The 13,096-nt window shown below is 57.7% G+C and carries 13 protein-coding genes and 4 pseudogenes; 15 read left to right on the top strand and 2 right to left on the bottom strand.

Annotated elements, in window-relative coordinates:
* The first annotated feature begins 42 nt into the window (after positions 1-42).
* From C4Q26_RS01780 to C4Q26_RS01740, 9 genes and pseudogenes are all read left to right on the top strand, one after another.
* Positions 43-627: a tail assembly protein gene (locus C4Q26_RS01780; RefSeq protein WP_023379947.1), complete on the top strand. Its 585-nt coding sequence runs from the start codon at positions 43-45 to the stop codon at positions 625-627.
* Positions 628-682: 55 nt separating this feature from the next.
* A complete protein-coding gene (locus C4Q26_RS01775) occupies positions 683-4,150 on the top strand; it encodes a host specificity protein J (RefSeq protein ID WP_104882626.1) in 3,468 nt (1,155 codons plus the stop codon).
* Positions 4,147-4,461, top strand: coding sequence for a hypothetical protein (locus C4Q26_RS01770; protein WP_104882625.1), 315 nt, complete (start codon positions 4,147-4,149; stop codon positions 4,459-4,461). The genes C4Q26_RS01775 and C4Q26_RS01770 overlap by 4 nt, the downstream gene beginning before the upstream one ends.
* Positions 4,462-5,337 (top strand): hypothetical protein, encoded by an 876-nt coding sequence (locus C4Q26_RS01765; protein ID WP_104882624.1) that lies wholly within the window; start codon positions 4,462-4,464, stop codon positions 5,335-5,337.
* Positions 5,338-5,352: 15 nt separating this feature from the next.
* Entirely contained in the window at positions 5,353-6,165 is an 813-nt protein-coding gene (locus tag C4Q26_RS01760; RefSeq protein WP_104882623.1) for a phage tail protein, read from the top strand.
* Positions 6,165-6,758, top strand: a complete 594-nt coding sequence (locus C4Q26_RS01755; protein WP_256583358.1) for a tail fiber assembly protein — start codon at positions 6,165-6,167, stop codon at positions 6,756-6,758. The genes C4Q26_RS01760 and C4Q26_RS01755 overlap by 1 nt, the downstream gene beginning before the upstream one ends.
* A gap of 58 nt (positions 6,759-6,816) precedes the next feature.
* Entirely contained in the window at positions 6,817-7,263 is a 447-nt protein-coding gene (locus C4Q26_RS01750; RefSeq protein ID WP_104882622.1) for a structural protein P5, read from the top strand.
* On the top strand, positions 7,260-7,784 hold the full coding sequence (locus C4Q26_RS01745; protein ID WP_104882621.1) for a DUF2514 domain-containing protein: 525 nt from the start codon (positions 7,260-7,262) through the stop codon (positions 7,782-7,784). The genes C4Q26_RS01750 and C4Q26_RS01745 overlap by 4 nt, the downstream gene beginning before the upstream one ends.
* A 165-nt stretch (positions 7,785-7,949) precedes the next feature.
* A pseudogene (locus C4Q26_RS01740) lies at positions 7,950-8,116 on the top strand (DNA adenine methylase); the annotation flags it as partial.
* Positions 8,117-8,338: 222 nt separating this feature from the next.
* Here C4Q26_RS01740 and C4Q26_RS27810 read toward each other — a convergent pair.
* Complete coding sequence (locus C4Q26_RS27810; RefSeq protein WP_158664874.1) at positions 8,339-8,965, bottom strand: hypothetical protein; 627 nt, start codon at positions 8,963-8,965, stop codon at positions 8,339-8,341.
* Between the two features lie 1,070 nt (positions 8,966-10,035).
* Between C4Q26_RS27810 and C4Q26_RS01735 the strand changes: the two are divergent.
* The 4 genes and pseudogenes from C4Q26_RS01735 to C4Q26_RS01720 form a co-directional block, all read left to right on the top strand.
* Positions 10,036-10,185, top strand: a pseudogene (locus C4Q26_RS01735) (DUF2514 family protein); the annotation flags it as partial.
* A gap of 13 nt (positions 10,186-10,198) precedes the next feature.
* Positions 10,199-10,423: a hypothetical protein gene (locus C4Q26_RS01730; protein WP_104884017.1), complete on the top strand. Its 225-nt coding sequence runs from the start codon at positions 10,199-10,201 to the stop codon at positions 10,421-10,423.
* A gap of 79 nt (positions 10,424-10,502) precedes the next feature.
* On the top strand, positions 10,503-10,811 hold the full coding sequence (locus C4Q26_RS01725) for a hypothetical protein (protein WP_023379863.1): 309 nt from the start codon (positions 10,503-10,505) through the stop codon (positions 10,809-10,811).
* The gene (locus tag C4Q26_RS01720; protein ID WP_104882620.1) at positions 10,801-11,007 is read left to right on the top strand and encodes a hypothetical protein; all 207 of its coding nucleotides are present in this window, start codon (positions 10,801-10,803) and stop codon (positions 11,005-11,007) included. Before C4Q26_RS01725 ends, C4Q26_RS01720 begins: the two co-directional genes overlap by 11 nt.
* A gap of 306 nt (positions 11,008-11,313) precedes the next feature.
* On the opposite strand, the gene C4Q26_RS01715 is transcribed toward C4Q26_RS01720, so the two are convergent.
* Positions 11,314-12,342, bottom strand: a complete 1,029-nt coding sequence (locus tag C4Q26_RS01715) for a tyrosine-type recombinase/integrase (protein ID WP_256583357.1) — start codon at positions 12,340-12,342, stop codon at positions 11,314-11,316.
* On the opposite strand from C4Q26_RS01715, the pseudogene C4Q26_RS01710 reads away from it, so the two are divergent.
* Positions 12,289-12,669 (top strand): annotated as a pseudogene (locus C4Q26_RS01710) (replication protein); the annotation flags it as partial. The gene C4Q26_RS01715 and the pseudogene C4Q26_RS01710 overlap by 54 nt on opposite strands.
* Positions 12,667-12,993, top strand: a pseudogene (locus tag C4Q26_RS28030) (site-specific integrase); the annotation flags it as partial. The pseudogenes C4Q26_RS01710 and C4Q26_RS28030, both read left to right, overlap by 3 nt.
* Positions 12,994-13,096: the final 103 nt, after the last annotated feature.

Genomic DNA, 13,096 nt, shown 5'->3' with positions numbered 1-13,096 from the left:
ACAGCCGCCTTCGGGCGGTTTTTTAATGCCTGAGGAATCACGATGGCCGCATTAGCTGCGTACTACGAGCCGATGACAGTTATTAAGCTCTCTGGATCTCTCGCTCAGAAATTCGGGCGAGTGCATCGCAGAATGTTAGAGAAGGGAACGACCTTTGAAGCATTCAGCGCCCTTAAGGCAACGCTTGATGGGTTCGAGGATGAGGTAAAGCGGCTCAATGGGCTGGGAATGCGGTTTGCCATTTTCCGAAATCGAAAGAACGCTGGCATGGATGATATGGGGCGCTGCGGTACTCGGGAGGTGCGCATAGTTCCCGTGGTGGAAGGGAGCAAGCGCGGCGGAGTACTCCAGACGATAGTAGGGGCCGTTTTGATTGCGGCCAGCTTTTTCGGTGCACCAACCTTGCAGATAGGTATTGCCCTTGTAGCCGGTGGCGTCATCCAGATGCTCAGCCCCCAGGCCAAGGGCCTATCCCAGAGCGCTGCGCCAGAAAACCTGCCTTCCTACGCCTTCGGATCAGCCAAGAACACCATTGCCAGCGGCAACCCTGTCCCTATTTGCATCGGCAAGCGCCGCTGGGGCGGGGCGATCATTTCGGCTTCCATCTACGCCGAAGACCAAACCTGATTTAACGCAGCGACCAAGCCGCCTCCGGGCGGCTTTTTAATGCCTGGAGGAAAGCATGGGCGCAGCAGCTCACCTGAACATCGCCGGCGCCAAAGGCGGAGAAAGCAAGCCGAAGACCCCTGTCGAGGCGCCGGACAGCCTTCAGTCGACGAACATCGCCAAGATCCTACTCGCCGTAGGCGAGGGGGAGTTCGACGGGACCCCGACCGCCCGTGATATCTACCTCGATAACACCCCGATTGTGGATGCCAGCGGCAACGTCAACTTTCCGGGCGTGAAGTGGGAGTGGCGCCCCGGAAGCATTGATCAGAGCTACATCCAGGGCATCCCGGCCGTAGAGAACGAAACCACGGTTGGCGTTGAGCTGCGCAGCGACAGCCCATGGGCGCGAGCCTTGAGCAATATTCAACTGTCCGCCGTGCGCCTGCGCTTCAGTTGGCCGCGCCTGGCCAAACAGGATAGCGAGGGCAACACGAACGGCTACCGGATCGAATATGCGATCGACATCGCCACCGATGGCGGCGCTTACGTTGAGTCGCATCGAGGCGCGGTGAGTGGGAAAACCACCAGTGGCTACCAGCGTTCCGTGCGAGTGGACCTGCCTGAGGCAACCACCGGCTGGATGATGCGCGTCCGTCGCATCACTCCGAACGCGAACAGCGGAACCATCGCCGACACGATGAATATCGCTGGCTACACGGAGATCATCGACGAGAAGCTGCGCTATCCGAATACTGCTCTGCTCTACATCGAGTTTGACGCTCAGCAGTTCCAGAACATTCCGACGGTGACCGTCGACTGTCGGGCTAAGCGCTGGCCAGTGCCTTCGAACTACGATCCAGATACCCGCACCTATACCGGTGTGTGGGACGGCACTTTCAAGCAGGCCTGGACCAACAACCCGGCATTCGTGACCTATGGCCTGTGCGTTGAAGACCGTTTCGGCCTGGGTAAGCGCATCAAGTCGTGGATGGTCGACAAGTGGGAGATGTACAGGATCGCCCAATACTGCGACCAGTTGGTGTCGGATGGGCGCGGCGGCCTGGAGCCGCGATTCCTGTGTGACATGAACCTGCAGGGCCGTGCCGAGGCTTGGACACTGCTGCGCGACCTGTCGGCGATCTATCGCGGCATGGTGTATTGGGCTCACGGCTCGCTGTTCATGCAGGCGGACATGCCGCGTGCGCAGGACATCGACTATGTCTTCACTCGCTCAAATGTCATCGACGGTAATTTTGACTATGGTGGCGCCGAGCGCAACACCCACTACAGCCGCGCCCTGGTCAGCTACGACAACCCGGCCAACAACTACGACACCGACGTTATCCCTGTCACCGACTTGGCGCTGCAGCGCCGGTACCGCGACCGACCCATCGAGATCTCGGCCATCGGTTGCACCCGTGCATCCGAAGCCCAGCGTCGCGGCAAGTGGGCACTGCTGAGCAACAGCCAGGACCGCACCGTCACCTTCAAGACGGGCATGGAGGGTCGTATCCCGCTTCCTGGCTACGTCATCCCGGTGGCAGATGAGCTGGTAGCGGGGCGGCCGAATGGCGGCCGGATCTCGGCAGCAGCGGGACGGGTCGTGACTCTGGACCGTGACACGCCGATCAAGGCTGGCGACCGGTTGATCCTGAACCTGCCGAACGGGACCGCCCAGGCCCGGACGGTCCAGTCGGTCAGTGGCCGTGCCGTCACGGTGACCGTGGCCTACAGCGTTCAGCCTGAGCCGGAGCTGCAATGGGCCATCGACTACGACGACCTGGCGGTGCAACTCTTCCGCGTGCTGAAGACAGCGCGCACCCAGGAAGGGGAATACGAAATCACGGCGTTGGAGTTCAACCCCAGCAAGTTTGCTGCGATCGATACCGGTGCCAAGCTGGAAGAGCGACCGATCAGCGTCATTCCGGTGACCACTGTGCAACCGCCGGCCAGCGTCACGCTGACCTCGGCTTACGCAGTGGATCAGGGCATTGCCGTCAGCACCATGACCATCAGCTGGCCCGCAGTGCAGGGCGCCGTGGCCTATGACGTCGAATGGCGCAAGGATGACGGCAACTGGGTCCGCCTGCAGCGCACCGGCACCACCTCGGTTGATGTGGTTGGCATTTACGCTGGCGCCTACTTGGCCAGGGTTCGAGCCGTCAGCTCGTTCGACATCGCGTCGATTTGGCGAGACTCCAGCTTGACCGAACTGAAGGGCAAGGAAGGCCTACCGCCCTCGGTAACCTTCCTCACAGCCACCTCTCTGCTTTTCAGCATCTCGCTCAAATGGGGCATTCCACCAGGTGCCGAGGACACCCAGCGCACGGAAATCTGGTACAGCCAGTCGAACGACCTGGGGGCAGCGATCAAGCTGGCGGATCTGGCTTACCCGCAAACTGAGTACGTCATGCAGGGCTTGGCTGCTGGTGTGTCGCTGTTCTTCTGGGCTCGCCTGGTGGATAGAACCGGAAACATCGGCCCTTGGTACCCGGTGGGTAGTGGCGTGCTTGGTCAGTCTGGGTCGGATGCAGGCCCCATCCTCGACCTGATCAGCGGCGAAATTGACGAGTCCATGCTTGGCCAAGAGCTCAAGGACAAGATCGAAGGTCTTCAAGATCAGATTGATGCCCTTGACGGGTTGAAGGCTTACGACAAGGGCTTGGCCTATACGAAGGACCAGATGGTGGTCGAGGATGGCCGCATCTATCAGGCCAAGATTGCTGTCCCTGCCAACGCTTCTGGAGCAAACGCACCGCCAAACGTGACCTATTGGATAGACGTCGGTCAGTCGGTTACCACGGCCAATGGCCTCGCTCAGCAGGTCAGCACCAACACGACCAAAATCGCCGAGGTCGATGGCAAAGTCACTGTGGCGGCCGAAAGCCAGCAGGTGCTCAGGGCGTCTTATCGCGACGACAGTGTCGAAGGCGACCTTGCCGCGGCGATCAACCAGTGGAACTCGACCGCTGCCTTTGCTGCTGAGGTGAAAGCAACGGCTACGCGGGAAGAGGCAATTGTCCGGAAGACCGAGACACTCGAAGCGTCGATAGGCCAGACGAATGCTGCTGTGCAGACCGTCAGCCAGGCCCAAGCCACGGCGGATGGCAAGGCCAGCACGATGTGGGCGGTCAAGATGCAGCTCAACGCTCAGGGCCAGTATGTGGCGGCAGGCATTGGTCTTGGCATCGAGAACGGGCCGGCCGGGTTGCAGAGTCAGTTCCTGGTGTCGGCTGACCGTTTCGCTGTGGTCAACGGTATCAACGGCACGCTCTCGTCGCCGTTCGCCGTGCAGGGTGGACAGGTGTTCATGAACGAGGCATTCATCGCCGACGGCACGATCACCAACGCCAAGATCGGCAGCTACATCAGCTCAACCAACTATGTGGCGGGCCAGCAGGGCTGGATCCTTAACAAGTCCGGCACCTTTGAAATCAACGGGACAGTCGCAGGGCAGGGGCGCTTGCTCCTGAATAACCAGCGCCTGCGGATATTCCATGCCAACGGCAACCTGGCGATTGACCTCGGAGTGAACGTATGAGCACTGGCCTGAAGGTCTATGACCCTAACGGCTTGGTGCTCCTCGACATGACGAGCTCGATCAGCCAGATGATGGGGTATGTGGACACGGGAGCGGCCAATGGGTCGCTCTCGATCCCTTTGCCTCCAGCCGGCAAGGAGCTGTTCTACGCCATCACCGAGCTGTCGGCGCAGAACAAGTATCTGGGAAAGCGCCCAGGGGTGACCCTGACCGTCGGGGCCTCCAGCGCGACCTTAGCCTGGCAGTACTCCTACGCCGGCGGCTGGGGGTTCTATTCGCTGAACTGCCGCATTCATTACGGATATCACTAAATGTCAGCAGGTTTGAAGGTCTTCAAGGAGGACGGCAGCCTTCTGTTCGACACGGAGAAAATCACCTATGGCCTGCTGAAAAGTGGGTACATGACACTGTTGGTCAATTGGCCACGCCTGGACTACAGGTCGGCGAACCTGCCGCCCAACCAGGGTAGCAGCTATGCCGAGTCGTCCATTACCGATGCCATCCATGGGTTCAGCGTTACAGGCGCAGTGGCGCCGATTGTCTTTATCGTCGGCTCGGGTATCTCCTGCGGGTCTTCTCGCTCGGGCGACACCACGACCTTCTACTACATCGGCGCGAGTCCTTCGACGAAGTATTACTACTTCGACACGATGCGGGACACGCTGAGTGGTGCTGGCCTGAAGTGCTACGACGAAGCGGGCACGCTGACCTTCAACTCGTTGCAGTACCCGCTCAACATCGTGGCCACGGTCTCAGCCCCAGCCCCACCCACGCCAACGGTCGTCAATGGGACGGCCAATTACGGCGTTCCGTTCGCTGGCGCGACTAAGCTCGCAACGCGTTTCATCAACTCTGGTCCTTATTACTGCGTGGCTCGCGTGTTTATCTCGGTTGGCTCGGGAGAGTTCGCAGCAGCTACGACATTCTCCAGATCGTTCGGCCAGGGGCGCATGGATGGAATGTCGGCGCCCGGCAGCCCGTTTCCCGCATACAGCAACCAGCAAGCCCATATGGACGGGGCATATGGGGCTTCTGGCGGCATCTACTTCATGTCGTGCGATGCCGCCAGGACCACGATGTATTGGGGAGCGCCAGTCACTTACAACAACTACTACGGCATCCCGACGGATAAGTACCCAGAAGCCCTAATTATCAAAACGGACAACTTGCCGTTCCCTTTCAATTAATCGTTGGAGCAATCCATGCCCTGGTACAGAACTGGCACCGTGGCGATCGCGGCTGGCCAAAATACGGTGACCGGTACCGGCACCAGCTTTTCTGCAAACGCCCGTGTGGGTGATGCTTTCTTAGGCCCTGATGGGAATTGGTACGAAGTAACGAACATTGCCAGCGCCACGGTGCTGAGCATTCTGCCAGCCTATAAAGGTTCGACGGTGAGTGGTGGTGCGTACGCTGTGGTACCGGTGCAGGGGTACGACAAAAGTCTCCGGGACGCCATTAACGCGATTGTCCAGCAATGGGGGGCAACGTTGGCGGGCTTGGGTGCCGTCTCGACCGAGAACGTGTTGCCGGTATCCAAGGGTGGTACAGGCGGAACGACCCAGGCAGATGCCCGCACAGGTCTGGGTCTGAAAAAGGCTGCCGTGGCTGACATTGTGGGCACGGTAAGCCAGAGCGGGGGCACGCCTACGGGCGCGATCTATGAGCGTGGTAGCAATGCGAATGGCGAGTACACCGCATATGCGGACGGCACACTGGAATGCTTCGCGAGAGTCGAGTGCACTTACTCCCTGGCTAATTTGCTTGTAGGGCCTTGGACGTACCCGAAAGCTTTCTCCTCGGCGACGTATGTGCCGGTGGTCGAGGTAACTGTAATGCAGCCAGCCGCTGCTGATATCACGCCAGTCACATCGGCTGAACTGTCGGCGCAGGTTGCAGTTGTCGGATATGCCTCGGCTTCTCCACGGGTTTGGAAATCTCCAGGCACGTCTAACAACTTCACATCCGCATCGAAAGTGACCGTGGGAGTCACCGCTAAAGGAAGGTGGTTCTGATGATCATCAAACTTTCTCCAGTCCGGTCTGACCTGCAACTTGCGGTTTTCAAAGCCGGGGAAAGACTGGAAATCAACGGTATGGTGCTGGATTTCTCACGTTTGGCTGATGGCGCTACCCTGCCTGCCGAAGCCGTGGGGTGTGAATTTGTGGCCGGCCCGGTCGAGCGCATAAATGGCGATTTGGTGCTGACACTCATGTTGCCGCACTCCGCCGATGCGCCCCAGGCCGCGCGCTTTCCGGTTGACCTCTACCCAGCCGACGGCCAAGTGCAGCTTCCGGGCCTGGAGCTGGGCGAGCGTCTCGCTTCGACTGATGGCGTAATCGATTGGTCGCAAGCGATCACAGCCGAGGCCAAGGCCCAGGCTGCCGCCGATCAACTGCTCGCCACGGTAACTGCCGATCTCGCCCAGCGCCGCGCCGTCGCTGACGCCGTCATCGCTCCTCTGCAAGACGCTGTCGAGCTTGAGGAGGCAACTGAGGCGGAGGTCGCGTTACTGAGGGAGTGGAAGCGGTACCGCCTGACCTTGATTAGGCTGCCCGAGCAGGAAGGCTACCCCACCAGCATCGACTGGCCCGCTCCGCCGGCCTGATTCACCTAGACCCCACCGACCGCCATCTGGCGGTATTTTTTTTGCCTGGAGAGAACCCATGACCATTCCCCGCGGCGTCCGGAACAACAACCCCGGCAATATCGACTTCAACCCGCGTAACGCCTGGCAGGGCCAGCTGGGCTTGGAGGTCGGAGTGCCCAAGCCTCGCTTTGCCCGCTTCGACACGCCAGAGAACGGCATCCGCGCCCTGGGCAAGCTGCTCATCAACTACCGGGGCAAGGACGGCATGTCTGGAGTGGGCGGGAAGGGCATCGATACCGTGCTGGAAACGATCCACCGCTGGGCGCCTGCCAACGAGAACGACACCAAGGCCTATGCCGCGGCTGTGGCCAAACGTCTTGGTGTAGGCATCGCCGACCCGATCAACATCAAGAACCTGGCCACGCTGCGCGGGATGGTCATCAGCATCATCATTCATGAGAACGGCGGCAACCCGTACGACGCTGCTGTGATCGATGAAGGCGTGCTGAGGGCGTTGGTGTGAAGATCCTTGTGATCAGACTGGGACTGCTTGCGCTGGTGCTGGCGTCCTACTGGGGCGCCTATCAGCACGGGCGATCGGTAGAGCGGGCCGAATCCGGCTTGGTATCAGCACAACGAGATAGCGGCGACCGGCTGGCCGAGGTGCTAGGCGAACGCGGCGCCCGCGCGGAAGAACAGCGACGCGCCACGGCGCAAGAGGAGGCAAGAGCCCATGCAAGAGAAGAACACCAGGTGGCTGATGTTGGCGCTGCTGCTGCCGATGCTGCTGGCCAGCGGATGCGCGGCGACGCAGCCAATCTCGCTGCCATCGTCAGTTGCCCCGGCACGGATACCGCCGCTGTCGCCCGAGGCCAGGCAGCCACCCGCGCCGCCATGGTGCTCTCCGACCTGCTCGCACGGGCTGATGAACGAGCGGGAGAACTGGCGAAAGCTTATGACCGTGCCCGAATAGCTGGCGAGCAGTGCGAGCGAGAGTACGACGCCCTAGTCGCAAAGCGGGCGGCGGTGAGCGCCCGGGAATAAATTCGAAGGCTTCATGCAAAGAGAGCGGCCACCGGGGATGCGTCAACATCCCTGCTGACCGCCGAACCCGCAGACCATACCTGCAAGCCCAGCCAAGGCTCCCGCTCTGTGCACAAAGCACGGCGAGCCTAGCACCTGTTTATCCATACAGTAAAGGTTTGCAAATTGACTAACCCAATCATTCCTTGGATGGGCGGTAAGCGCGGCCTGGCCGATCGCTTGATTCCGCTTTTTCCCGCTCATGAGTGCTATGTTTAGGTCTTCGCTGTGGCGCTGCTCTTTACTTCATGCGTCCCCAGCCCGCACCAGTTGAGGTGCTGAACGATCTCAACGACGCACCAATCAGCAAGGCGTGGCTGAAGCCTGCGTCAGAACGACAGGAATAGTGCCGGCGGGCTTAAACACCGGCTTAAAAACAGCTACTAGCGCGAAAAGATGAATTTTCAGCGCCTCCTCTGAGGTTTTAAAGTCGATATTTAATTTAGGGCTCTGCTATACTTCACTGTTGTTTTTTTGCATAATCTGAAGTGTTTGGCTCTGAGGCGGAAGGGTAGCTATTTTTTTTCATGCGCTCGCTTAAATAGCTCTTTTATTGCTCCAGTGCTAAGTGCTAGCGAGATTGAAGCCAAGATGGTGATTATTAAGTTTGATGTGAATTTTCCCGAGTAGGGAAGGACTGTAGTTACTATTTCTGATGAGTATGTGCTCGAAGTTTCTGAGGCGGTTTGCAAGACGCCTAAGACTTCTGCTGTTGACGCATCTGAGATGTTTAACAGCTCGATGTATTTGATAAATTTTTGTTCTTGGTCCTGATATAGCCTGCCTTGATCTTCTGCTATTTTTTTTATCGTGTTCTGGACATTTTCAATCGATTTTTCCCGATCTGTAGAGATTGACGCGACCTCCACAATGTTCGTATTTTTTACTGGACTTACAGTGGAGGTTCCTGAGTACTTGTAAGATGTTTGCTCTGGACTCTCCAGCGGTGTGAGAGTGTTTGTGTATAAGCTTAAGCTTTTGCCAATTGTTACGATGGAAGTACTCTGATATAGCGTTGGTCTGGTTATCGTGTATGCCAGCCCAGCTATTGTGATTAAGATAAAAGTTGCCACGATTACTCTGGCTTGCGATGAGATAAATTTATAGATATCTACAATTGAAATTTCGTCGCTTCCTTGCATCTTTTACTGCTCCATAATAATGTAGTAAAGGAAGCCTAGGCTTGCCGCTAGAGCTAAAAATAGAAATAGAATAAAAAGTTTAGCCCCTAAAGTGTACTTCAATTTATTGCGCAACTTCACTCTTCCTGCTGGTTGGAATAACTGTTGTTAATCATACATTTCGGTGGCAAATGTGTCAATATGCCATTATGCTTGGTGTGGTGAGGATAGAGGCGCCGAGACAGGGAAGTCGAGGGGTTTTACGATGTTGCTGTTGATTGATTTTTATTTATTTTGCTCTCTAGTTTTCCCTCGGTTTTATTCCATCGCTTTGCGCGCGATTAAGGAAGCTCCGAACAGCTGCTCTGGGCGCGCATGAGCAGCGCTTTTACGCCGCCGGCCTATTTTTCAGACGCCAATTAGATTAAAGCCAAGGCTTTAGGAATTCTCCGATCAATTCAGCACAGAACGGCTGCCGCGTGTTGAATTGATCGGAGACTCCCTTGTCGTTTCAATGAGGCCGCAACTGTTTGGCGATTGCATGACAGCTCTGTTTCCCGCAATTCGTGATAAAGCCGTGGAGTCCCGCTGCGGCCCTTGCGTACATCGTGTGTGCAACTTGCCAATCCAACTTGGCTCTTTGCTTATGGCGCATCGACGCCCTGCATTAACACCAAGTGCAGAAGCCTTGCGGGGTACGCTTAGTACTAGGCATATGGCTTCACCGGGAACAGCACGGCGTGCAATTGCATGAGGGCTTACTTCACTTGAGACTTTTGGCCATCTCGTCGACGGCCTGTCGCCGTGATAAGGGTAATTAGAAAGGGGCGCTTAAGCCTTTGCGGAAGTTTGAGAGTACAAAAATGGTACGCCCAAGCGAGTCAAGCCGTAAGCCACGTAATGTAAGCTCTGCAGAGAAAATGCGCCCAATCCATCATGGGGCCAGATACAACGATGGGAGTGTAGCTAAGACCATGCGCTTCCTGGAGGGGGAGTTTTGCAACGCTGGCAAATTTGCCTGTCTTTCGGCAGCGGCTGATAGGTGACATGCATAGCGAAGTCGCTGGGAGCGTTAAGCCCGATTTGGGCTCAGAAAGTCCGCAGCCACCCGCGCCGCCATGGTGCTCTCCGACCTGCTCGCACGGGCTGATGAACGAGCGGGAGTGCTGGCGAAAGTTTATGACCGTGCCCGAATAGCAGGGCAGCTCTGCGAGGCGTCCTATAATGCGCTGGTTTATTGATCGGAGCAGTACCGTGGGTAAGCGCAGTTTTATAGGGATGGTCGAGGCAGGCGAGCCGCTGATCCGTCAGGCCATCGAGGCGATGAAGGACTACCACGGAGCCCAGGACAGGGGCGCGCCGGCCGAGGAGGTTGAGCGTCTGCGTCTGCTGGCGGAGTCCCTGTTTGAGGCTGTTTCCGACTACCAAGCGCGAGTGATTGCGAAAGCTCGCGGCAAGGATCTACCGCCTATGCATTAAGCCGCTGATCGACATTTGCCCGAAAACGCACCGATGTATACGATACTGTATCTATATACAGTATTGGTGTCGGTGAGCTATGTACTTCCTCGTTGTTCGTCGCCGAGTACGCGGCGTGGCAATCCCTGCGGACCAGCTTCGCAAGGTAAAACCCCTGAAAGCTGACATCCATATCGGTGAGCATCACTCCGAGGTGCTTGGCCGGGTGGCTACCCAGGCATGGGTTTTCAACCCGACGCCGAGCGGAGACATCATCCCGCGCCTGCTCGATGCCAAGGTCAACGGCATGGCCCAGCTCGGCATGAACATCAATGGCGTGGAGGAGGTCGACGGCGTGCTCTACGCGCAGTCCTGGTGGTGCCGGGCGGAGGGGTCGTATGGCAACTAGTCTGCCGCCGGCCTGGCTGGCCGAACTGAACGACCAGGGTGCCCTGGTCACGGATCCGGATGGGCGCGCAGCAGTACTCGATGAGATGGCCTATGCTGCGCGCCGGAGGCGAGAGGTCGATGCCTGCGACCTGGTCGACATGCTGGAGATCGTTGAGTCGGCCAGGCTGTGGGCTCTGGATGGTTCCGATCTGTGAGGAGTCATATAAAGGAAGGGAAATGGTCGGCAGAACACCGCGGGCGGGCTGGCCAGGGCCAGTGACTTTTGAAGTGACATCGTTGGGATGCGTCCGTACCCGTGAAGCCTCGTTGCAGCGAAAGCAGGGCCGGAAATCCTGTGTTTTCATGCCGTTACGCAGGCTCGGCATGCATGGGGTGCAAGGGGTCGAGTGTTCGAATCACTCCGTCCCGACCAAAATACTCCAAGAAATCCAAGGACTTAGCGGTCCTTGGATTTTTTTATGGGCGGCCCCGCGCAAAACTCGCGCAAAATGGGCGCAAAACTATCCGGCGATTTCGCCGATATCCAGGTCTGCTTCGACCTCAGACCACACCACATCTTCGTGTCCTTTCTGGTAGTTTCTGGTCATACCTTCAGTTGTGTGCCCGGCGATCTTCTGCCCATCTTTCCCAGCCCGCTTGTACAGATGAAGGGAGAGGGCGCGCACTTCATGAAACCCCGGCATCTCCTCTTCTTTGAGGTCGCTGTAGCAGCCGGCGGCATCCCTCGCATCTTTGAAGGCTCGGGTGAGAAACCTCTCATCAACCTTTGTCCAATGATCTTTCCCTTCACGTTTCTTCTTACGTTCCGGGCGCCGATGCACCAAGTACGGTGACAGAATGTCGTCCCGGCAACGGCTCAGCACTTCGCCCAATTGATCGGTAACTTTGATCTTCAGCCATCCAGCGTCCGAAGCCTTCTCCGTTTTGTTCTGCACCACATACAGATAACCGTCACGCACGTCTTCGAATTTCATATCGAGGATGTCGCCACGTCGCTGCGCAGTAATGAGTGCAAGATCGATGGCGTTTTTCAGCCAGCGCGGGGACTTATCGCGGATTGCTTTAAGACCTTCTAGCGTGTGCCGCTTACGCTGCTTCTTCTCGATTCTTGGGATTGTGTTGGCAGCAGGGTTATCTGGGCAAAGGCCTTTCGCGGCTGCGTGGTTGAATAGGTCGATCAGAATTGCCCGCGCCTGGTTGCTTGCTCGCGGGGTTAGCGGCTCAAGGAACTCAGCAATCATCCTGATGGTGATCTGGTCTATTGGTCGCTCGGCGAACTCTGCCCGGATTTGCTTGAACCTGACGGCGTATAGATCAAGCGTTGCTTTTGCTAGCTCGCGAGGCGGGAGTACGTCTCGCTCATAGGTGACCAGGAACTCGCCCAATGTCACCGAGCTTTCGCCGAGAACCTCGGCTACCAAGTCACCACCACGCAGGAATGCGGTGTTGAGCTGGGCGGCCGCATCTATGGCGCGGCAGGCGCTCAACGCATCCCTGCTATTGATATCGCGAAAGCCATCAACGTTCATCCCGACACGGTCTCCAAGGCGGTCTCCAGTCTGCTGCGTCGGCGTGTCCTTTTCCGCGAGGGTGGTGCTCGGGGTGACATCGGTGTGAATGACCCGAAGGAGTGGATCTACGTTGAGCCGAAACAGACCAAAACAGCCGACTCGGCTGAAGTGGTCCGAATCGGATCAGAGTCGAAACAGACCAAAACCGCCGACTCCCTTCTTTATTCTAAGAATCTAACCCCCTATGTATTTCTTCCTTCGGAAGAAAATACATGCCCCCCCAGCGGTGAGCAGGTGGCTCCGGCCAAAGCTGACCGCAAGGCACCGTTCGGGAAGGCCGCCATGGGGCAGGGCGAGTGGACCAGCCACGACCTGCGCAAGGTATCCCGTACCGCCTGGACTGACCTCGGCATCGACGGCCACATCGGCGAGATGTTGCTGAACCACACGCTCGGGAAGATCGCCAGCACCTACATCCACACCCAGGCCATGCAGCAGCGCCGGGCAGCCCTGGAGAAGTGGCACACCTGGTTAGACGGCATCGGCTTTGGTGCCATTCACGGCCTTACCAAGGCCTTATCCGAAATTTCACAGAATTCGAGCGAGCCAACGGAACACAAGGCTTCCAGCCACCTTGCCGAATTTGTAATTAGCGAGGATTCGAAATGACTGGAAAGTACCCTAGGCCGGCCATGACCGACTTGAACACGATGTCTCCAGCGGCCCGCTCGGCGGCAATGCGCAGCGGGATGGAGGGATGGGGTCTTGTCGG

It is taken from the genome of Pseudomonas sp. SWI44 (assembly GCF_002947915.1).
GTDB lineage: Bacteria > Pseudomonadota > Gammaproteobacteria > Pseudomonadales > Pseudomonadaceae > Aquipseudomonas > Aquipseudomonas taiwanensis.
This window is presented reverse-complemented; position numbering and strand designations above follow the sequence as displayed.

Coding starts and splice junctions, on each gene's coding strand:
- C4Q26_RS27810 (WP_158664874.1), bottom strand. CDS start 8,965: ATGCAAGGAAGCGACGAAATTTCAATTGTAGATATCTATAAATTTATC.
- C4Q26_RS01720 (WP_104882620.1), top strand. CDS start 10,801: ATGGCAACTAGTCTGCCGCCGGCCTGGCTGGCCGAACTGAACGACCAG.
- C4Q26_RS01770 (WP_104882625.1), top strand. CDS start 4,147: ATGAGCACTGGCCTGAAGGTCTATGACCCTAACGGCTTGGTGCTCCTC.
- C4Q26_RS01750 (WP_104882622.1), top strand. CDS start 6,817: ATGACCATTCCCCGCGGCGTCCGGAACAACAACCCCGGCAATATCGAC.
- C4Q26_RS01725 (WP_023379863.1), top strand. CDS start 10,503: ATGTACTTCCTCGTTGTTCGTCGCCGAGTACGCGGCGTGGCAATCCCT.
- C4Q26_RS01715 (WP_256583357.1), bottom strand. CDS start 12,342: ATGAACGTTGATGGCTTTCGCGATATCAATAGCAGGGATGCGTTGAGC.
- C4Q26_RS01765 (WP_104882624.1), top strand. CDS start 4,462: ATGTCAGCAGGTTTGAAGGTCTTCAAGGAGGACGGCAGCCTTCTGTTC.
- C4Q26_RS01755 (WP_256583358.1), top strand. CDS start 6,165: ATGATCATCAAACTTTCTCCAGTCCGGTCTGACCTGCAACTTGCGGTT.
- C4Q26_RS01780 (WP_023379947.1), top strand. CDS start 43: ATGGCCGCATTAGCTGCGTACTACGAGCCGATGACAGTTATTAAGCTC.
- C4Q26_RS01760 (WP_104882623.1), top strand. CDS start 5,353: ATGCCCTGGTACAGAACTGGCACCGTGGCGATCGCGGCTGGCCAAAAT.
- C4Q26_RS01775 (WP_104882626.1), top strand. CDS start 683: ATGGGCGCAGCAGCTCACCTGAACATCGCCGGCGCCAAAGGCGGAGAA.